Raw genomic sequence first — 19,445 nt, 5'->3', positions numbered from 1 at the left:
GAGGAGTTGGCCCGACTGTCACGCGGTCAGCTAGTCGGCGGCTCCCGCCTCGGCCGGTCCCGCTCCTCCCGAAGGCGTCACGAAGGCGTCGGATTCCTTACACATGACGCCTTCGACGCCTTCGACGCCTTCGGGGGACGACTCCGGCCTGAGTGCCAACGGATCGCCCTCGGCCGCCCACATCCAGGCACCGCCCGGCTGGGCAGGCTGCCCCATCCGGCGAGTGGTGATCTTCGGGTCACGGCAGCGGCGGCGCGCGTTGTCGATCTCGTTCTTGGTGAACCCCGCCGCGATGCCCTTCTCGATCACCTCGGCGGCGGGGACTTCGCCGTTCTCGTCGCGGTTCTCGAAGATGTACTTGAGGACGAAGCGCTGTGCCGGAGGCTTGTCCGTGCCGGGGTCACGATCCGGTGCCGCTGCTTCCCGCAGCATGTCCCGGACCGATACAGCGGACTCGCCGAGCCACACGAGTTTTCCGGTGGTGGCGTCGCCCTTCTTCGTGGGCACCACCGCTTCCTCGATCCGGTACGACAGCGACGGCAGGTCATCCCGGCCCAGCGAGTTCTTCACCTGAGACATCACCCGTTCGTCCGCGTCGCGGGCGAAGCCGAACACCGCGCGGGGTACGTCCTTGAACGCGCCGCTACCGGTGATCAAGGAGGACGCATCGGTGCCGGTGCTCTTGTTGAAGTGGGCGATGCCCAACACCACGGCCCCGGTCCGGTCGGCGATACCGGCGAGCGGGTCGAGAGCGGTGCGAACCTCCCTGGAGTGGTTGGCGTTGATCTTCTCGCCCATCACCGACATCAGGGGGTCGATAACGATCAGGGCCACGTCGTGGTCTGCGGTCTCCTCCTCCAGCATCTCGTTGTCGCTGGGCAGCGAGAGCGTCATGGTGGTGTCGTTGTTCGAGACAACCTCGAACCGGCCGACCATCGAAAGGTCAGCCCCCGCCGCCATCAGGCGGGGGACAAGGGTGTGCTTCCACGAGTCCTCCAGCGCGACATAGAACACCCGGCGCGGCGTGCCGTAGAACGAACCGGGCAGCGTCCCCCTGGTGATGTTCGCGGCCATCCAGATGCCGAACGACGACTTGCCGGTGCCCTCACGCCCGGCGGCGATGGACAGCGACCCGGCGGCGATGCGTCCCGTGTTCCGTCCCGAAGGCGTCGAAGGCGTCGAAGGCGTCATGTGTAAGGAATCCGACGCCTTCGTGACGCCTTCGGGCTCAGCGTCGGGGTTGCCCTCCCACGCCCACACCACCGGCTCGGGCTCGATTTCGACAGCCCAGGTCACCCGAGCGCGCCGCGTGGCACGCGACGGGCTGGGCGCTGCGCCCCGATTCCGCGCGGCCCGTGCGGCTTCCACCACCGCGTGCGGGTCAGTCGCGCCGAACCGCTTGGCGAACGCGGCGGCCTGGTCCACGGTCGGCGCGAAGTCCGCCGCGACACCAGCCAGCGCGGCGACGGGCACCGCCTCGGCTTCGGCGAACACCTCGGGCAGCGGCAGGCCTGCCGACTCGTACGTCGTGACCAGCTCCAGGTACCCGTCCGGGTCCAGGGCCGCGTCCAGCCGGGTCTCCGGGCTCATGACCGAGCCCTGCGCCTTTCCGACGGCGTAGGCCGCGTGCTGGCCGTGGACGAACTCGGCGGGCCGTTCACGCCGGGCCACATCACCGGACGCGAAGGGGTTCTCCTCCACACCGCCGCCGGTAGACTGGGAGCTGTTCGTCGGCCCGCCAAATCCCTCGAACGGTTCGGTTGGATCAGCGCCCCCGGTCACGTCACGGTCGCCGGGGGTGTTCCACGTCTTGGGCATGTCCGCCCTCCTCAAAGTTGTTCGGGATTAGGCGGACTGAGACGCGAGCGCGGCCGGTTCGGCGACAGCGGCCACGTCATCGAGGCGAAGCTGTGCTCGGACCCAGACTGCCGGTACACGGACCCGGCGGCCGATGCGGAACGACGGAATCTCCCCTGACCTGACAGCGGCGTACGCGGATGAGCGGCCGATGCCCAGCACGCGCCCGGCGTCATCGACCGAGACGGTCGGCGCGGACAGCGTTTCGAGGTCGCGCTCACTGAGAAAAGAGGACAGCGAAGTTGCCATGACACACGCTCCACGGTGTGTGAGGTGATCAGCTTCGCGGCTTCGATTCCGTCTGCTGACCGTGGAGCGGGTTGCTGCCGCTGTGAGGGTTGCGCCGCCAACGATACCGGCCCGGTCACTACGCACCAACACGCAACAGAACGTGTCGCTATTGGATGTCCTTGTGGGGCACGGTGACCCACTCTCGGCGTGACAACAGCATCACTCTGAGTATCGTTTCAGGCATGGATCAGAGCATCAAAGTCAGGGAGAACCGGCTCCGCCGGGCCGCCGACCGGCAGGGGCTGCGGCTGGAGAAGTGCGCGCGGCGCGACCCCCGCGCACTCGGCTACGGCACGTACCGGCTGACCGGCGCCGACGGCCATATCACCGCCAACGCCGGGCCGTCCGGCTATGGCCTGACCCTCGACCAGATCGAAGTGGAGTTGACCCGATGAGCACGAACACCGACAAGCAGGAGAACTCGCGCCGCTCCGAGCCCATCAACAAGCGGGTGTCCAAGAACGGCACGGTGACCTACGAGTTCCGCGCGGAGGTCGGGCTCAAGTCGGACGGCACCCGCGACCGTCGCCGCTTCACCTACGACACCAAGACCGAGGCGCGACGCGAGTACCGCCGTATCACCACCGAGGTCGCCGAAGGCCGCTACGTCGCGCCGACCAAGACCACTGTGGGCGCGCACATCACGGCGTGGCTGGATGGTCGGCGCGATGTCCGCCGGGTGACCGTGGACGGCTACCGGCACGCCCTCAAGCCCGTGGTGGACAGGCTCGGCAACATGCCGCTCCAGCAGCTCACCAAGAAGCACGTGGACGACCTCGTGACCTGGCGGCTCACCGAGGGACGCGGCGGCAAGGCTCCGGCCAACGACGCCGTGACGGCGGTGCTGGCGTTCGTCGCCGAGCACCCCGAGGGCGTGCGCTACGCCCAGGTGACTGAGAAGTTCGGCGAGAAGGCTGGGCGGTACCTGGACCGGCTGCGCCTGTCCGGCAAGGTGGTTCGTCCGAAGCGGGGCACCTACGTTCTCGCCCCCGACACCGCAGCACCGCCCGAGCCACAGGGAGTGAAGGAGCGCACCGTCACCACGATGCTGATCCAGCTCTCGGCCGCACTCGATGACGCGATGAAACAGGGCCTGGTCACGCGCAACGTCGCCCGGCTGGTGAAGCGGCCCGACATCGCCGACACCGAGATGCAGGTGTGGACGCGGGAGCAGAGCCGCGCGTTCCGGGAACACGTCCGCGAGCACCGCCTGTACGCGCTGTTTCTGCTGTCGCTGTGCGGGCTGCGGCGCTCGGAAATCATGGGGCTGAGGTGGTCTCGCATCGAGGGCGGCACCCTGCATGTCCGCCGGGGCCGGGTGGCCGTCGGCAAGGACGTAGAAGAGGACGACCCGAAGTCGCGTCGGTCCCGCCGCAGCCTGCCGCTCCCGGCCGATGTCGTGAAGGCCCTCGGCCGGTTGAAGGTCGCCCAGAAGGCCGAGGCGCTGGCGCTCGGGGCGTCGTGGTCGGATGAGCGTCTGGTCGCCGTCCACGAAGACGGTTCACCGATCCGGCCGGAGTGGTACACCGACGAGTTCCAGCGCCAGGCCAAGGCGGCGGGCCTGCCGGTGATCCGCCTGCACGATGCCCGGCACACCGCCGCGACCATCCTGCTGGACTCCGGGGCGGCCGTGTCGGCGGTGGCGAAGTGGCTCGGCCATGATCCGGCGGTGCTGTTGCGGGTCTACGGCCACGTCTACCCGGAAGCGCTGGAGGCGGCGGGCGCGGCCCTGTTCGGTGAGGACGCCGGGGCCACCGGCACGTAGTCCCGACCACCAGTAGGGACGCTGTAGGGACACTGGCCCGTTTCGGGCCGCTGGCGGGAACACCGCCGGTTGATCAGAAATAGCCTCTGACCTGGGCTTGAACATGGTGGGCGCAGAGGGGATCGAACCCCCGACCGCTGGTGTGTAAAACCAGTGCTCTACCGCTGAGCTATACGCCCGTCTCCGTCGGCGGGGGCCGACGGGCAACGGTCTATGAATCTAGCGCGGCGAGCGCTTTCTCCCAAGCCGCCTGGTCACGGGGCTCTCCGGGGCCGTTCATCTCGGAGAAGCGGATGTAGCCCTCGCGGTCGACGACGAAGGTGCCGCGGTTGGGGTAGCCGGACTTCTCGTTGAAGACGCCGTAGGCCTGGGCGATGGCGCCGTGCGGCCAGAAGTCGGAGAGCAGGGGGAAGGTGTAGCCCTGTTCGGCGGCCCAGATCTTGTGGGTGGGCGGCGGGCCGACGGAGATGGCGAGGATCTCCGCGTTGTCGTTCTGGAACTTGGGCAGCTCGTCGCGCACCTTGCACAGCTCGCCCTGGCAGATGCCGGTGAACGCCAGTGGGTAGAAAACGATCAGCACATTCTTCTTGCCGCGGTAGTCCGACAGCGTGACGTGCTGGTTGTTCTGGTCCCGCAGCGTGAAATCCGGCGCGAGGGTGCCCTCCTCGAGCGGCATACGCGAATCCTCCATCGGTTCGGGTTCCCACCGGGCGGCGATAACACCGCCCGGCGAAACCATAGCGAAAGGCTCAGCGCTGCTTCGACGGAGCCTTCGGCTGCACCAAGCGACTGCCGGTCCAACCGCCGAGGCTGATCGCCGAGGTCTGCGTGAGTCCCGCGGTCGGTGCGGCTTCGGCGATCTCGCTCGGGTCGACGTGCCCAGGTTGACCGGTCTTGGGGGTGAGGACCCAGATGAAACCGTCGTCGGCGAGCGGGCTGATGACCTCCATCAGCTCGTCGGCGAGATCGCCGTCGCCCTCGCGCCACCACAGCAGCACGGCGTCGACCACCTCGTCGGAGTCCTCGTCGACCATCTCCCCACCGCTGGCGTCCTCGACATCGGCCCTCAGGTCGTCGTCGGTGTCCTCGTCCCAGCCCAGTTCCTGGACAACCATGCCGTGTGTAATGCCAAGCTTCTGAGCGTAGTTCTGCGCGTCCGCCGCGGCGACCACGGTGGTGTCCTCCTCAACTCCCGACAGTAGATAGTTGCAAGCGAACATGGTTATCGGCTCGAGCGCAAGCCGATCGGCCGAAAATGATCACCGAATGTCGCGTCGGCCGCCGTGTCGTCAGCGTTTCGGGCAGGCGTCGCGGACCACGTTGCGCGCGTCGTTCACCCGTTTGCTCGCCTCGTTGAGCGGGCCGACCGGCGCGGTGTAGGTCATCGTGCGGGTCTCCGCGGCCAACGCGCGTGCGGCGGCGACGTATTCGTTCAATTTCACGACGAGGTCGTCGGGCAGCGCGCCCGCGGCGGTGTTCACGCCGGTCTCGACCTTCGTCGCGGCGTCCTCGAGGGTTTGCGCGGCCAGATCGCGCTTCGCCGCGTAGTCGGGAGCGTTGGAATCGTGCGCGTCGACGAAGTCGTTGTAGGTCGTCACCCCGACGCCGGTGGTGGTGGGGAACTGCGCGCAGTTGTCGGTGATCGCCTGCGCTTGCGCCGCGGCCCGCCGCGAGGAGGTGGCCGCGGCCGACGAAGCCGCCGCCTCGGTCTTGTACGCGGCTAGGTCCGAAGTGTTCGGATGGGCGGTGCCCGCCACCCGTTCGGCGCAGCCCGCGACCGTCAATCCGGCCGCGACCACGACGGTCGCGCACACCAGTCCGAACCCGCGTGGGTTCAGCAGCTTCATCGTCCTCCCCGCTCTTGTTTCGTCCATCGGCGGTAATCGAAAAACAGGTGGTCAGGCCAGCTGGGCGACGCCAGGTTCCCGGCGCGTACCGGGGCAACTCGGGAGTAACCCATTTCCTGCAAACGGTACTGGATTTCCTGCTGACATGATGACCTGGGACGCATCCTCGGCAAGGATGGAGGGTGCGCCCGAACCTTACGTAACGGGTGGTCCGCACACCAGCGTGCCCGCTCGGGGAAACAGACGCCATCAGCATGTCCACCCCTGTACGAGGAGCAGATTTGACCGACCTGATCGACTCTTCCGTTCCAGCGAAATCCGCTGGAGGAACCAATGCCGCCCCCGCCCCCGCCGCGGGCCGCGAATCGAACGGTTCGCAGCCGCAGTCGGGTGGGCGTGTGCGGGTGATCCGCGAAGGGGTGGCGTCCTACCTGCCGGACATCGACCCGGAGGAGACGAGCGAATGGCTCGAATCCTTCGACGAAATGCTCGACCGCGAGGGCCCCGGCCGGGCCCGCTACCTCATGCTGCGCCTGCTGGAGCGGGCCGGTGAGCGCCGGGTCGCGATCCCCTCGCTGACTTCGACCGACTACGTCAACACCATTCCCACCGAGAACGAGCCGTGGTTCCCCGGCGACGAGGAGGTGGAACGGCGCTACCGGGCCTGGATCCGCTGGAACGCGGCGATCATGGTGCACCGCGCGCAGCGGCCCGGCATCGGCGTCGGCGGTCACATCTCGACCTACGCGTCCTCCGCGGCGCTGTACGAGGTCGGCTTCAACCACTTCTTCCGCGGCAAGAACCACTCGGGCGGCGGCGACCAGATCTTCATCCAGGGTCACGCCTCGCCCGGTATCTACGCGCGCGCCTTCCTCGAGGGCAGGCTCAGCACCGACAAGCTCGACGGTTTCCGGCAGGAGTACAGCCACGGCGGCCTCGGCCACGGGCTGCCCTCCTACCCGCACCCCCGGCTGCTGAACAACTTCTGGGAGTTCCCGACGGTGTCCATGGGTCTCGGCCCGATGAACGCCATCTACCAGGCGCGGTTCAACCACTACCTGCACGATCGCGGTATCAAGGACACCTCCGACCAGCACGTCTGGGCGTTCCTCGGCGACGGCGAGATGGACGAGCCGGAGTCGCGCGGCCTCGCGCACGTGGCGGCCATGGAGGGCCTGGACAACCTGACCTTCGTGGTGAACTGCAACCTGCAGCGTTTGGACGGCCCGGTGCGCGGCAACGGCAAGATCATCCAGGAGCTGGAGTCGTTCTTCCGCGGCGCGGGCTGGAACGTCATCAAGGTGATCTGGGGCCGCGAGTGGGACGCGCTGCTCGGCGCCGACCGCGACGGCGCGCTGGTGAACCTGATGAACACCACGCCCGACGGTGATTTCCAGACCTACAAGGCCAACGACGGCGCCTACGTCCGCGACCACTTCTTCGGCCGCGATCCGCGCACCAAGGCGCTCGTGCAGAACATGTCCGACCAGGACATCTGGAACCTCAAGCGCGGCGGCCACGACTACCGCAAGGTGTACGCGGCCTACGCCGCCGCGATGGCGCACAAGGGTCAGCCGACGGTCATCCTGGCCAAGACCATCAAGGGCTACACCCTCGGCAAGCACTTCGAGGGCCGCAACGCCACGCACCAGATGAAGAAGCTGACGTTGCAGGACCTCAAGGACTTCCGCGACCTGCAGCGGATCCCGATCACCGACGCCGAGTTGGAGAAGGATCCGTACCTGCCGCCGTACTACCACCCGGGTATGGAGGCCCGCGAGATCCAGTACATGCTGGATCGGCGCCAAGCGCTCGGCGGGTTCCTGCCCGAGCGGCGCAGTCTGGCAAAGCCGCTGCAACTGCCGGGCGACGAGGCGTACCGTTCGGTGCGCAAGGGCTCCGGCAAGCAGAACGTGGCCACCACGATGGCGCTGGTGCGCCTGATGAAGGAGTTGTTGCGCGACAAGGAGATCGGCAAGCGGATCGTGCCGATCATCCCCGACGAGGCCCGCACCTTCGGTATGGACTCGTGGTTCCCTTCGTTGAAGATCTACAACCGCAACGGCCAGTTGTACACATCGGTCGACGCCGAGTTGATGCTTGCCTACAAAGAGAGCGCGGTCGGGCAGATCCTGCACGAGGGCATCAACGAGGCCGGTTCGACGGCGTCGTTCACCGCGGCGGGCACCTCCTACGCGACCCACGGCGAGCCGATGATCCCGCTGTACATCTTCTACTCGATGTTCGGCTTCCAGCGCACCGGCGACGGATTGTGGGCCGCCGCGGACCAGTTGGCGCGCGGTTTCGTCCTCGGAGCTACCGCCGGGCGTACCACGCTGACCGGTGAGGGCCTGCAGCACAACGACGGCCATTCGCTGCTGCTCGCCTCCACCAATCCCGCTGTGGTGACCTACGATCCGGCCTTCGCCTTCGAGATCGCCCACATCGTGCGCGACGGTCTGCGCCGGATGTACGGCGGTGGCGTCACGCCGCCGCATCAGGCAGCGCTGCCGGGCACCGAGCCCATGGAGCGGCCGGACACCGACACCTTCGGCGGCGAGGACATCTTCTACTACATCACCCTCTACAACGAGCCGTACCAGCAGCCCGCCGAGCCGGACGACCTGGACGTCGCCGGTCTGCTGAAGGGCATCTACCTGTACCGGCGCGGGGGCGAGGGCGACGTGCGCGCCCAGATCCTCGTCTCCGGCGTCACGGTGCCCGACGGCCTCCGGGCACAGGCGCTGCTCGCCGACGAGTGGGGTGTGCAGGCCGATGTCTGGTCGGTGACGTCCTGGGGCGAGTTGCGCAAGGAGGCGCTGGCCAAGGAGATCGCGGCGCTGCGCAAGCCGGGCGAGGATCCCGGCGTCCCGTACGTCACCGAGGCGTTGTCGCGGGTCGAGGGCCCGTACGTCGCGGCGACCGACTGGATGCGCGCCGTGCCCGATCAGGTCCGCAAGTGGGTGCCCGGCGACTTCACCACGCTCGGCACGGACGGTTTCGGCTTCTCCGACACCCGGCCCGCGGCGCGGCGCGTCTTCAACGTGGACGCGCAGTCGATCGCGGTCGCGGCACTGGAAGGGCTGGCGCGGACGGGCAAGATCGACGCGTCGAAGGCGGTGGAAGCGGCCGCGAAGTACCGCATCGACGACGTGGACGCCGCGCCGAAGGCGGCGGTGAGTTCGGACGAAGATCTCGCATAGCGGAATATTGGATGGTGGAACGTAAACCGCCGCGGCCCCGTCGGATCACCGAAGGCTCCTCCGAGCACGAGGTGTATCTGCCGACCGGCGCGCTCTCCCCGAACCGGCAAAACCGCGATCCGCTCCCGGACACGCTGCTCAAACGGGTGAAGCAGTTCTCGGGACGGCTCTCCACCGAGGCGGTGGGGTCGATGCAGGATCGTTTGCCGTTCTTCGCCGATCTGGACGCGGCGCAGCGCGCGGGCGTGCAGATGCTGGTGCAGACCGCGGTGGTGAACTTCCTGGAGTGGCTGCAGGATCCCGACAGCGACATCCGGTTCAGCCTGGACGCCTTCCAAGTCATTCCGCAGGATCTGGCGCGGCGGCTGACGCTGCGCCAGACCGTCGACATGGTCCGCGTGGCCATGGAGTTCTTCGAACAGTGGCTGCCCGCGCTCGCGCGCAACGACCGGCAGCTGGTGGCGCTCACCGAGGCGGTGCTGCGATACGGGCGCGAGCTCGGTTTCGCGGCCGCCTCGGTGTACGCCAGCGCCGCGGAATCGCGCGGCGCGTGGGACACCCGCCTCGAGGCGCTCGTGGTGGACGCGGTGGTGCGCGGCGACACCGGCCCCGACATGCTCTCCAGGGCGGCCACGCTGAACTGGGACGCCACCGCGCCCGCCACCGTCCTCGTCGGCACGCCGCCGGGGGAGCAGGGCGTCTCCTCCGTCGGCTCGGTGCACGCCATCGCGGCCAGGCACGGGCGCGCGGCGCTCGCGGTCGTGCAGGGCACCCGCTTGGTCATGGTGGTGAGCGGACATCTCGGCGACGCGGGGTACGTCTCACCGTTCCTCGCCGACCTGCTCGCCGAGGTGTTCTCCGACGGTCCGGTGGTCATCGGGCCGACCACCCGAACTCTCGGGGCGGCGCACGCGAGCGCCGTGGAGGCGTTGGCGGGTATGGAGGCAGTGGTGGGCTGGCGCGGGGCGCCGCGGCCGGTGCACGCGGCCGAGTTGCTACCCGAACGCGCTTTGTTGGGTGATCGAGGTGCGGTCGACGCGCTGAACGAGTATCTTGTCCTCCCGTTGGCCGCCGCTGGATCGGCGCTTGCGGATACCCTCGATGCCTATCTGGATTGCGGGGGAGCCGTAGAGACGTGCGCCCGTCAGCTGTACGTCCATCCAAATACCGTTCGCTACCGACTCAAACGGATCGCCGAGATAACGGGCCGGGATCCGATGAATCCGCGGGACGCCTACGTACTCCGGATCGCGGCAACGGTGGGTCGTTTGACACGAACGCGTAACGAATCGTCGACTCCAGGCACAGAGGTAACTCCGATCTCGATCGGTCACGACGGCCTGTAACGCCGAAGGGGAGTCTGTCGATCGGGCCGACCCACGTGGGATTTTGTGGGACCCCCACAAAACCCATCGGAAAGCTTCATTCGCGCCGACATCTCGTGCGGCGGGGCTCACAGTGTTTTCTTAGAGGCGTGATCGCGTTGTTCGCCCCTGGACAGGGGTCCCAGACACCCGGCATGCTCGCGCCTTGGCTCGACCTTCCCGGCGCGAATGATCGCCTCGCCTTGTGGTCCAAGGCCGCCGGCCTCGACTTGGTTCGTCTCGGCACCACCGCGACGGCCGAGGAGATCGTCGACACCGCCGTGACCCAGCCGCTGGTCGTCGCGGCCGCGCTGCTGGCGTACGCCGAGATCGATCAGGATTCGCTTCCGGCCGCTACGATCGTCGCGGGACATTCGGTCGGCGAGTTCGCCGCCGCCGCCGTCGCCGGAGTGATCAGCTCCGACGAGGCGGTCACCCTGGCCGCCATCCGCGGTGCGGAGATGGCCAAGGCGTGCGCGCTGGAACCGACCGGGATGTCCGCGGTGCTGGGCGGCGACGAAGCCGCTGTCCTCGCGCGGCTCGCGGAACTGGACCTCGTTCCGGCCAACCGCAACGCGGTGGGCCAGATCGTGGCCGCGGGCAAGTTGGACGCCCTCGCGGAACTCGCCGCGAATCCGCCGGAAAAGGCGCGGATTCGGGCGCTGCCCGTGGCGGGCGCCTTCCACACCGCGTTCATGGCCCCGGCCCAGGACGCGGTGGCGGAGGCCATCGCCAAGATCACGCCCAAGGACCCGACCCGGGTGCTGCTGTCGAACTTCGACGGGCAACCGGTGGCCTCGGGCAAGGACGCGATCGAAAAGCTCGCCGCACAGGTCACCCGACCCGTGCGCTGGGATCTGTGCACCGAGACCGTCCGACAGGCCGGTGTCTCGGCGGTGGCGGAGCTGCCACCGGCCGGAACGCTGGTCGGCATCGCGAAACGAGAGCTGAAGGGCACGCCGAACCTGGCGCTGAAAACCCCCGAGGACCTCCCCGCGTTGGCCGAACTGTCGACCTCCGGCTAGCTTTCCTCCGCGACCGCGCATCGAAAAAATGCGAGGTCGTGACCGAACCGACGGTAACCCCCGGCGGCCTCGGCCCGAAAAACACAGAAGAAGCCCTACAAAGTAACAAGAAGGGAGCCACCAAGTGGCCGCTCTGACCCAGGAACAAATCGTCGAGGAACTCGGCAAGATCATCGAAGAGGTCACGGGCATCGAGCCCTCCGAGGTGACGATCGAGAAGTCCTTCGTCGATGACCTGGACATCGACTCGCTGTCCATGGTCGAAATCGCTGTGCAGACCGAGGACAAGTACGGTGTGAAGATCCCGGACGAGGATCTGGCCAGCTTGAAGACGGTCGGCGACGCTGTCGCCTACATCCAGAAGCTCGAGGCCGAGAACGCTGACGCGGCCGCGGAGCTCAAGGCCAAGTTCGACGCCGAGTAGGGCCGAAAAGTGACCACTCCTTCCACCTTGAACGGGAATTTCCCCAACGTCGTCGTAACGAGCCTGGCGGCGACCACGTCGATCGCGGGCGACGTCGATGCGACGTGGAAGGGACTCCTCAACGGCGAGAGCGGCATCGACGTTCTCGAGGATTCCTTCGTCGAGGAATACGACCTGCCGGTCCGCATCGGCGGCCACCTGAAGGTCAACCCCGACACCCTGCTGAGCAGGGTCGAGATCCGTCGCATGGCCTATGTCGAGCGACTCGCGACCGTCCTCGGCCGCGAGGTGTGGAAGAACGCCGGCAGCCCGGAGGTCGACCCCGACCGTCTGGGCGTGGCGATCGGCACCGGTCTCGGCGGCGGCGACGCGCTGATCGACTCGGTCGACAAGCTGAAGAACGGCGGCTACCGCAAGATCTCGCCGCTCGCTGTTCAGATGGTCATGCCGAACGGCCCGTCGGCCTGCGTCGGACTCGAGCTGAAGGCCCGGGCAGGAGTGGTCACTCCGGTCTCGGCGTGCTCGTCCGGATCGGAAGCCATCGCCAACGCGTGGCGGATGATCGTGATGGGTGACGCCGACATGGTCGTCACCGGCGGCGTCGAGGGCTTCATCGACTCGGTGCCGATCGCGGCGTTCTCCATGATGCGCGCGATGAGCACGCGCAACGACGACCCCAAGGGTGCGTCGCGTCCGTTCGACAAGGACCGCGACGGCTTCGTCTTCGGCGAGGCCGGTGCGCTGATGACCCTCGAGACCGAGGAGCACGCCAAGGCGCGCGGTGCCACCATCCACGCCCGTCTGCTCGGCGCAGGCATCACTTCGGACGGCTTCCACCTGGTCGCCCCGGATCCCGAAGGCACCGGCGCCGCTCGCGCGATGACCCGCGCGATGCAGACCGCGGGCCTGTCCAAGCAGGACATCACTCACATCAACGCGCACGCCACCGCGACGCCGATCGGCGACACCGCGGAGTCGAACGCGATCAACAAGGCCGTCGGCAACCACCCCTCGGTGTACGCGCCCAAGTCGGCGCTGGGCCACTCGATCGGCGCCGTCGGCGCGCTCGAGTCCGTGCTCACCGTGCTCAGCATCCGGGACGGCATCGTCCCGCCGACGCTGAATCTGGAGAACCAGGACCCGGAGATCGACCTCGACGTGGTGAAGGGCGAAGCCCGCCGCCAGGAGATCGAGTACGCGATCAACAACTCCTTCGGTTTCGGTGGGCACAATGTCGCGCTCGCCTTCGGTCGCGCATAGCCGCACGACTGACTGCAACAACGATCCCCGGTGGGGTCGGCCAACAGAACTGGCCCGACCCCACCGGTGGTTCGACATACGCAGCCGCAGTAGCGGCACTCTCGTGACAGAGGAGAAAACGCGATGACAATTGTGGCTCCCGCGTTTCAACCAGAAACCGCGACCGATCCGCGTGACCCGCTGGGCCGGCTCCAGCGTTTCTTCGATCCCGGCACCGTTCTTCCGCTGCACCCGCGCGACAAGTCCGGCGTCCTCGCCGCGATCGGCGAGGTGGACGGCGTCCGCACCGTGGCCTACTGCTCCGACGCGACCGTCATGGGCGGCGCGATGGGCGTCGAGGGCTGCAAGCACATCGTCGACGCGATCGACACCGCCATCGATTCCGGCGTTCCCGTCGTAGGCCTCTGGCACTCCGGTGGCGCCCGCCTCGCCGAGGGCGTCGAGGCCCTGCACGCGGTCGGCCTGGTCTTCGAGGCCATGGTTCGCGCGTCCGGTCTCGTCCCGCAGATTTCCGTGGTGCTCGGCTTCGCCGCCGGTGGCGCCGCCTACGGTCCCGCCCTCACCGACATCGTGATCATGGCCCCCGAGGGCCGGGTCTTCGTCACCGGCCCCGACGTGGTGCGCAGTGTGACCGGCGAGCAGGTCGACATGGCGACCCTCGGCGGTCCCGAGACGCACGGCAAGAAGTCCGGCGTGTGCCACATCGTCGCCGACGACGAGGCCGACGCTATGCACCGCGCCCGCCGCCTGGTGTCGATGTTCGCCGAGCAGGGCGAATTCGACCTGAACGCCGCCGCGCACGGCGACGTCGACCTGAAGGCGATGCTGCCGGAATCGGCCAAGCGCGCCTACGACGTCAAGCCGCTCGTGCACGAGCTGCTCGACAACGTCGACGGCGAGTCCACGTTCGAGGAACTGCAGGCCGGATACGCCCGCAGCATGGTGGTCGGCCTGGGCCGTCTCGGCGGACGCACCGTCGGCGTGCTCGCCAACAACCCGCTGCGCCTCGGCGGCTGCCTGAACTCCGAGAGCGCCGAGAAGGCGGCTCGGTTCGTGCGGCTGTGCGACGCGTTCGGCATCCCGCTGATCGTGGTCACCGACGTGCCCGGCTACCTGCCCGGTGTCGGCCAGGAGTGGGAGGGCGTGGTGCGCCGCGGCGCGAAGCTGCTGCACGCCTTCGCCGAGGCCCGTGTCCCGCGCGTCACCCTGGTGACCCGCAAGATCTACGGCGGCGCCTACATCGCCATGAACGCCCGCTCGCTGGGCGCGACCGCGGTGTACGCCTGGCCGGGATCCGAGGTGGCCGTGATGGGCGCCAAGGCCGCCGTCGGCATCCTGCACAAGAAGGCACTGGCCGCCGCTCCCGAGGAGGAGCGCGAGGCGCTGCACGACCGGCTCACCGCCGAGCACGAGAAGATCGCGGGCGGCGTCGAGCGCGCCATCGCGATCGGCGTGGTGGACGAGGTCATCGACCCGGCCAAGACCCGCAGTGTCATCGCCGCCGCGCTGGCCGCCGCGCCCGCGCGCAAGAGTCACCACAAGAACATCCCGCTGTGATGTGAGGACTCCGCTCGGGCCCCGGGAAATATCCCGGGGCCCGAGCTTTTTCGCCCGAAGGAGAAGCGTCGTGCCGGAACGCTACGAGGTCGGCAAGGTGCACAGCTGCGAATTCTGCGGCACCGAGGAGCAGACGATCGGTTCTCGCGCCGCCCTTGCGGACGCGCAGTCGCTCGCCGAACAGGACGCGCATCGGCCGCTGGAATGGCAGCGCGTGCTGGCAGCGGAGCCGTGGCCGTTGCGTGCCGATCCGGAGGACGGGCACTTCGAGTACGTCATCCACCGGCGCGCGGACGCCTGACTCGAGGGCGTACCTTCGTATTCGCTGCGGCTATGAGCGGTTCGATGACGGACCGCGTCCGACGGCGCCTACCGGGCGTGCCCCGCATTCGCTGCGGCCATGCGCGGTCTGCGTCCGACCGCGCCCCCTGGCGGGGCTGGGTAGCATCGAGGGATGCGTTACGAGGATCTTGCCGACGAGCCGTGTTCGATAACGCGGCCGCTGGTGGTTCTCGGTGATCGGTGGACGCTGGTCATCCTCAAGTACGCGTTCTCCGGGATTCGCCGGTTCAACGCCTTTCAGAGCGCGCTCGGCATTTCCCGCAGCAGGTTGCAGGATCGGCTGGACCGCTTGATCGAGCACGACATTCTGGTGAAGCGACCGGCCGCGGTCGGCGCCCACGAGGAGTATCGGCTCACCAAGAAGGGCCACGACATCTACCCGATCCTGATGGCGATCCGGGATTGGGGCGACGCCTACATGGCGCCGGACGGGCCGCCGGTGCACTACCGGCACCGCGACTGCACCGGCGAGGCGCACGCGCGGCTCGAATGCGACGCCTGCGGAAGCGAAATCACCGCCCGCGAAGTCAGCCCCGAGCCGGGGCCGGGGCTGACCGAGAATCGCCGGGTCGGCTGATCCGCTCTTGCTGGAAGCGGTGGTTCGCTCAGTCGGTGAACCAGGTCGCGACCTGATCGGTTTCTTCGCGGCGGGTGCGGAAACCGTTCACGGGATGGTCGCTGTCGGGATAGCCGAACGAGATGGCGGCGACGATTCTCCGGTTCTCGGAGAACTCGAAATACTCACGGAGAAAAGGGGAGTACGAGGCTAGGGCCGCCTGCGGTGCGGCGCCGAGACCGAGGCTCTGGGCCGCGAGTAGGAAAGTGCCGATGTAGAGGCCGCAGTCCACGGCGCCGTAGACGCCGAGATCGGCCTCGGTGCTGACGATCGCGACATGCGGGGCGTCGAACAGTTCGAAGTTCCGCATCGCCTGCCGCATGGTGCCCGCCTGATCGCCCTTGACGATTCCGACGCTCTCGTACAGTTGCAGGCCACATTCGCGCCTGCGGTCGCGGTAGACGCCGGTGTATCGCGCGGGAAACGCGAAATCCGGTGCGGGGGCGGAACTTTGGACGTGTTCCAGCAACTCCTTGCGGAATCGGTCGGTGGCGGCGCCTTCGGTGACCGCGACCTGCCACGGTTGGGTGTTGCACCAGGAGGGGGTGCGCTGGGCCACGCGCAGCAGGGACTCGATGGTTTCGCGCGGCACCTGGTCGGGCAGGAACTGTCGGCAGGTCCATCGGTCGTCGAGGATTTGGGCGAGGGACTCGAACGCGTCGGTGGGCGCAGTGGTCGGGCTCATGGACCCGCCTCCTTCGTTTGGTTCCATTTCGAGACTGAATGCTAGCGGGTGTGGTCTCGTTTTGGAACCAGAACGGGGGTGGGGTTCGTTTGCCCGAGTTCTTCCTCGGGGTGTTGGCTGCGCGGCTGGTGCTCGACGGCACGTGGCGCAACACGAGGCTGACTCCGCCGCTGCTCGCGCTAGCGGTGGCCTATGTGGCGACCTGGGGATGGTGCTGGTGACGAGGCTGCTCATCGGCGGACGCCAGTTCGGGCCGATCGGCTGGGTCGGGTTCGCCGCGCTGTGCCTGGTGCTCTCGACCGCGGCCGCGGCGGCGATCTACCACTGGGTGGACGCGCCGCTGATGCGCAGGTTCGCCGGACGACGCCCGGCCGCGGGCGACGCGCGCGCCGGTTCCCGGCATCAGCACTCCCGCGGCCCCCTGACGAGGCACAATCCCACCCATGGGTTCGCACACCCGCACGGCGCGGGAGCGCAAACGGCATGGGCGGCACTACACCCCGCCCACGCTGGCGCTTTTCCTGGCGCGGCGGTTGCTCGCACACGTGCCGCATCCCGGCACCGGTGGAGAGCTGCGCGTGCTGGACCCGGCATGCGGTGACGGGGAACTCCTGCTGGCCGTGCACCGGGAAGCCGCCGCCCGCCTGCCCGGCGTCCGGCTCCGGCTGACCGGGTACGACCTGGACGAATCCGGCCTCGCCGTCGCGCGGGCGCGGGCAACGGCGGAGGACGTCGAGGTCGACTGGCACGCGGGCGACTTCCTCGCCGACGCCGCACGCCTGGACGATGCCGCGTTCGACGCGATCATCACCAACCCGCCCTACGTGCGCACCCAGCAGCTCGGCGGCGCCACCGCTCAGTTGCTCAGCAGGCAGTACGGGCTGCGCGGCCGGATCGACCTCACCCATCCTTTCGTCGCCGTCGCGCCGCGCTTGCTCACACCGGGTGGCGTGCTGGCGCTGTTGTGCGCCAACCGTTTTCTCACGACCAAGGCGGGTGCGAACATTCGCGCCGTCCTGCTGGCCGAACTGACTCCGGTCGAGCTCTACGACCTCGGCGACACCAAGCTTTTCACGGCCGCGGTGCTGCCCGCCGTCACCATCGCCACTCGCGGCGGGAGCGGCGCGGTGTGTCGCCACGTCTCGGCGTATGAGGTGTCTTTCAGCGAAACACTCGGCTCGATGGAGCTTTTCGATGCGCTGACAGCGGAGTCCGGTTCCCTCGTCCGGCACAATGGGCGGACCTTCGCGGTGGAGGTCGGCACCCTGTCGACCGGCACGCCGACAGGACCCGCCGCACAAACCGCTGCCGACTCCGCGGCTCGCCCGAGTGGCGGGGGAGATACGCCTGATGTGTCCGTCGACAGCCCAGCGCATGGCCGAAGCGAGCGCGGAGGTTCGCACACCGCGTGGCGAATGTCGCGGCCGAGCGTGGACTCCTGGCTCGCCCGCGTCGGCGCGGGCACCTGGCGGAGCTTCGGTGAGGTGGCCCGTATTCGCGTCGGCATCAAGACGACCGCGGACCGGGTGTTCATCTCCGATCGCTGGGCCCAGGTGCGCCCGCGACCGGAGGCCGAGTTGCTGTTGGAGCTGATCACCCACCACGATCTGGCGCCGTGGCGGATCGAGCGGGCCGCCGACACCCGCGTGCTCTACCCCTACGACACCGCCGCCCCGCGTCGTGTCCCCGTGGACCTGCGCGAATTCCCAGGCGCGGCAGCGTATTTGCGGAGCCACGAGCCCACGCTGGCCGCGCGCAAATACCTCACCGACAGCGGCCGCGAGTGGTTCGAGATCTGGGTGCCGCAGCGGCCCAACCTGTGGCGGGTGCCGAAACTGGTGTTCCCCGATATCAGCGAACGGCCGCGTTTCGCGCTGGACCGGTCCGGTGCGGTGGTGAACGGGGACTGCTATTGGATCTCGCTCGAGGACCTCGGCGTCGCCGAGCGGGCCGAGCGGCTGGCGTATCTCCTGATGGGCGTGGCCAATTCGGCGCTCGGGTTGTGCTACTACGACGCCGTGTGCGGTAACCGCCTGTACTCGGGACGGCGACGGTGGATCACCCAGTACGTGTCCCGGCTGCCGCTGCCCGATCCGGATCTGGCGGCGTCCCGGGAGATCGCGACGCTGGTCGCCGAACTCGTGGACGGCGACCGCGCACCCGACGACGCCGCGCGGCACCGGCTCGACGAGCTGGTGAACGCGGCGTTCGGATTGAGCTCAGGCGGACGTGCGGACGCCGACCATGGGCAGCAGAGTGCGCCGGGCGAACGCGCGACCGGCCTCCGCGTCGCCGAGCGGGATGAGCCCGTCGGGGGTGAGCGCCAGCGAGAGCGCCAAGCGGGCCATGATCTCGGCGACCAGATCGGCGTCGAAGTCGGCGTCCCCAGCGCGTAACTCGCGCAGCTTCTCCGCCAAGTAGCCACGACCGACGGCCAGGATCGGACCGCCCTCGGTGGTCAGTCGCGGCAGGATGAGATCCGGCTCGGTGCGCAGCAGCCTGCGCAGCAGTTCGTTGCCCGCGATCGCCGTGATGAAGGCGACGAAGATCTCCACCAGCTGGTTCTCGGTGCCCTCGACGGTGCGTACCCGCTTGTCGATCTCGGCGACGAAACGCTGCGCCTCCCGCACGCTCACCGCCTCCACCAGGTCGTTCTTCGATTCGTACCGCCGGTAGAGGGTCGCGGGGCTGATACCCGCCCGGCGCGCGATCTCGCCCATGCTGGTGCGCTTGATCCCGAAGTCCAGGAACGCCGAGAGCGCGCTCTCCAGGAGTTTCTCGCCGTCGGTGACGGGCTTGTCGAGGATGCGCTGGAGCATGGACGGAACGGTGGGCATCGATTCTCCAGTCGTTCGCGCGGAAACCGGTGCGCTACGGCGCCGCGACGGTGCGGGTGATGGACGTTCATTATTTCACCAGCGCGCGGGGTCGGGGTCGGAGATGGTCTCGAAGGTATGGGACCGGGCGGTATGGAAGGTCCGCGGTAGGGGCCGTGGGACACGAGACCGGTGCGTAAGCGATCGGGGTAGAGCACCGGGCTGGCCGATGGGTAGGCAAGATGGGCGCGGTGCAGGGCTGGCGTCGTCCTCGCGGAGGCAGAGCGCGGTCGAGCGCCGGATGCGTTGGGATGAGAGGTGCGCGGTATGGGGGGCGGTGCGGCATGTGGGGGCGGGATTCGGCGGCGCGGATCCGGTAATCGATCTTTCCCG

General features: G+C 68.3%; 18 protein-coding genes, 1 tRNA gene and 1 pseudogene. 12 read left to right on the top strand and 8 right to left on the bottom strand.

Annotated features, from left to right (window positions below):
• Window positions 1–30: 30 nt before the first annotated feature.
• Together T333_RS16135 and T333_RS16130 are read right to left on the bottom strand one after the other, a co-directional pair.
• Window positions 31–1,818, bottom strand: coding sequence for an AAA family ATPase (locus T333_RS16135; RefSeq protein ID WP_496424950.1), 1,788 nt, complete (start codon window positions 1,816–1,818; stop codon window positions 31–33).
• Window positions 1,819–1,845: 27 nt separating this feature from the next.
• On the bottom strand, window positions 1,846–2,106 hold the full coding sequence (locus T333_RS16130; protein ID WP_496424949.1) for a helix-turn-helix domain-containing protein: 261 nt from the start codon (window positions 2,104–2,106) through the stop codon (window positions 1,846–1,848).
• A 224-nt stretch (window positions 2,107–2,330) separates the two neighbouring features.
• Between T333_RS16130 and T333_RS16125 the strand changes: the two genes are divergently transcribed.
• Both T333_RS16125 and T333_RS16120 read left to right on the top strand, forming a co-directional pair.
• Entirely contained in the window at window positions 2,331–2,543 is a 213-nt protein-coding gene (locus T333_RS16125; protein WP_496424948.1) for a hypothetical protein, read from the top strand.
• Entirely contained in the window at window positions 2,540–3,913 is a 1,374-nt protein-coding gene (locus T333_RS16120) for a tyrosine-type recombinase/integrase (RefSeq protein ID WP_496424947.1), read from the top strand. Before T333_RS16125 ends, T333_RS16120 begins: the two co-directional genes overlap by 4 nt.
• A gap of 104 nt (window positions 3,914–4,017) precedes the next feature.
• Here T333_RS16120 and T333_RS16115 read toward each other — a convergent pair.
• The 4 genes from T333_RS16115 to T333_RS16100 form a co-directional block, all read right to left on the bottom strand.
• Window positions 4,018–4,092: transfer RNA gene (locus T333_RS16115), tRNA-Val, on the bottom strand.
• Between the two features lie 32 nt (window positions 4,093–4,124).
• Complete coding sequence (locus T333_RS16110; RefSeq protein WP_355000659.1) at window positions 4,125–4,589, bottom strand: peroxiredoxin; 465 nt, start codon at window positions 4,587–4,589, stop codon at window positions 4,125–4,127.
• A gap of 73 nt (window positions 4,590–4,662) precedes the next feature.
• The gene (locus T333_RS16105; RefSeq protein ID WP_067786218.1) at window positions 4,663–5,085 is read right to left on the bottom strand and encodes a DUF3052 domain-containing protein; all 423 of its coding nucleotides are present in this window, start codon (window positions 5,083–5,085) and stop codon (window positions 4,663–4,665) included.
• 117 nt (window positions 5,086–5,202) lie between these two features.
• Window positions 5,203–5,760, bottom strand: a complete 558-nt coding sequence (locus T333_RS16100) for an Rv2240c family protein (protein ID WP_496424946.1) — start codon at window positions 5,758–5,760, stop codon at window positions 5,203–5,205.
• A gap of 254 nt (window positions 5,761–6,014) precedes the next feature.
• Here T333_RS16100 and aceE point away from each other — a divergent pair, with 254 nt between their 5' ends.
• The 8 genes from aceE to T333_RS16060 all read left to right on the top strand — a co-directional run bounded on the left by aceE (window position 6,015) and on the right by T333_RS16060 (window position 15,512).
• Window positions 6,015–8,963: a pyruvate dehydrogenase (acetyl-transferring), homodimeric type gene (gene aceE, locus T333_RS16095; RefSeq protein WP_496424945.1), complete on the top strand. Its 2,949-nt coding sequence runs from the start codon at window positions 6,015–6,017 to the stop codon at window positions 8,961–8,963.
• Between the two features lie 11 nt (window positions 8,964–8,974).
• Window positions 8,975–10,309: a PucR family transcriptional regulator gene (locus T333_RS16090; protein WP_357254580.1), complete on the top strand. Its 1,335-nt coding sequence runs from the start codon at window positions 8,975–8,977 to the stop codon at window positions 10,307–10,309.
• Window positions 10,310–10,437: 128 nt separating this feature from the next.
• Window positions 10,438–11,352, top strand: a complete 915-nt coding sequence (locus T333_RS16085; protein WP_355000656.1) for an ACP S-malonyltransferase — start codon at window positions 10,438–10,440, stop codon at window positions 11,350–11,352.
• Between the two features lie 124 nt (window positions 11,353–11,476).
• Window positions 11,477–11,776 carry a meromycolate extension acyl carrier protein AcpM gene (acpM, locus tag T333_RS16080; protein WP_014982996.1) on the top strand — a complete coding sequence of 100 codons (300 nt, stop codon included), beginning with the start codon at window positions 11,477–11,479 and terminating at the stop codon, window positions 11,774–11,776.
• 9 nt (window positions 11,777–11,785) lie between these two features.
• Entirely contained in the window at window positions 11,786–13,036 is a 1,251-nt protein-coding gene (locus T333_RS16075) for a KasA/KasB family beta-ketoacyl-ACP synthase (protein ID WP_355000655.1), read from the top strand.
• A gap of 123 nt (window positions 13,037–13,159) precedes the next feature.
• Window positions 13,160–14,593, top strand: a complete 1,434-nt coding sequence (locus T333_RS16070; RefSeq protein WP_357254583.1) for an acyl-CoA carboxylase subunit beta — start codon at window positions 13,160–13,162, stop codon at window positions 14,591–14,593.
• A 70-nt stretch (window positions 14,594–14,663) separates the two neighbouring features.
• Window positions 14,664–14,894, top strand: a complete 231-nt coding sequence (locus T333_RS16065; RefSeq protein WP_357254585.1) for a hypothetical protein — start codon at window positions 14,664–14,666, stop codon at window positions 14,892–14,894.
• Between the two features lie 153 nt (window positions 14,895–15,047).
• The gene (locus tag T333_RS16060) at window positions 15,048–15,512 is read left to right on the top strand and encodes a winged helix-turn-helix transcriptional regulator (RefSeq protein ID WP_355000652.1); all 465 of its coding nucleotides are present in this window, start codon (window positions 15,048–15,050) and stop codon (window positions 15,510–15,512) included.
• A 28-nt stretch (window positions 15,513–15,540) separates the two neighbouring features.
• Here T333_RS16060 and T333_RS16055 read toward each other — a convergent pair whose 3' ends face one another.
• Entirely contained in the window at window positions 15,541–16,236 is a 696-nt protein-coding gene (locus T333_RS16055) for a nitroreductase (RefSeq protein WP_496424944.1), read from the bottom strand.
• An 89-nt stretch (window positions 16,237–16,325) separates the two neighbouring features.
• Between T333_RS16055 and T333_RS16050 the strand changes: the two genes are divergently transcribed.
• Together T333_RS16050 and T333_RS16045 are read left to right on the top strand one after the other, a co-directional pair.
• Window positions 16,326–16,457, top strand: a complete 132-nt coding sequence (locus T333_RS16050) for a hypothetical protein (protein WP_496424943.1) — start codon at window positions 16,326–16,328, stop codon at window positions 16,455–16,457.
• Between the two features lie 222 nt (window positions 16,458–16,679).
• Window positions 16,680–17,297, top strand: a pseudogene (locus tag T333_RS16045) (Eco57I restriction-modification methylase domain-containing protein); the annotation flags it as partial.
• 1,158 nt (window positions 17,298–18,455) lie between these two features.
• Here T333_RS16045 and T333_RS16040 read toward each other — a convergent pair.
• Complete coding sequence (locus T333_RS16040; protein ID WP_355000649.1) at window positions 18,456–19,073, bottom strand: TetR/AcrR family transcriptional regulator; 618 nt, start codon at window positions 19,071–19,073, stop codon at window positions 18,456–18,458.
• Between the last annotated feature and the right edge of the window lie 372 nt (window positions 19,074–19,445).

The organism is Nocardia sp. CNS-044 (genome assembly GCF_059570515.1).
This window is presented reverse-complemented; position numbering and strand designations above follow the sequence as displayed.

Excerpts from the sequence above, each read along its gene's own strand:
- T333_RS16135 (WP_496424950.1), bottom strand. The coding sequence starts at position 1,818 with ATGCCCAAGACGTGGAACACCCCCGGCGACCGTGACGTGACCGGGGGC.
- T333_RS16130 (WP_496424949.1), bottom strand. The coding sequence starts at position 2,106 with ATGGCAACTTCGCTGTCCTCTTTTCTCAGTGAGCGCGACCTCGAAACG.
- T333_RS16125 (WP_496424948.1), top strand. The coding sequence starts at position 2,331 with ATGGATCAGAGCATCAAAGTCAGGGAGAACCGGCTCCGCCGGGCCGCC.
- T333_RS16120 (WP_496424947.1), top strand. The coding sequence starts at position 2,540 with ATGAGCACGAACACCGACAAGCAGGAGAACTCGCGCCGCTCCGAGCCC.
- T333_RS16110 (WP_355000659.1), bottom strand. The coding sequence starts at position 4,589 with ATGCCGCTCGAGGAGGGCACCCTCGCGCCGGATTTCACGCTGCGGGAC.
- T333_RS16100 (WP_496424946.1), bottom strand. The coding sequence starts at position 5,760 with ATGAAGCTGCTGAACCCACGCGGGTTCGGACTGGTGTGCGCGACCGTC.
- aceE (WP_496424945.1), top strand. The coding sequence starts at position 6,015 with ATGTCCACCCCTGTACGAGGAGCAGATTTGACCGACCTGATCGACTCT.
- T333_RS16090 (WP_357254580.1), top strand. The coding sequence starts at position 8,975 with ATGGTGGAACGTAAACCGCCGCGGCCCCGTCGGATCACCGAAGGCTCC.
- T333_RS16070 (WP_357254583.1), top strand. The coding sequence starts at position 13,160 with ATGACAATTGTGGCTCCCGCGTTTCAACCAGAAACCGCGACCGATCCG.
- T333_RS16060 (WP_355000652.1), top strand. The coding sequence starts at position 15,048 with ATGCGTTACGAGGATCTTGCCGACGAGCCGTGTTCGATAACGCGGCCG.
- T333_RS16055 (WP_496424944.1), bottom strand. The coding sequence starts at position 16,236 with ATGAGCCCGACCACTGCGCCCACCGACGCGTTCGAGTCCCTCGCCCAA.
- T333_RS16040 (WP_355000649.1), bottom strand. The coding sequence starts at position 19,073 with ATGCCCACCGTTCCGTCCATGCTCCAGCGCATCCTCGACAAGCCCGTC.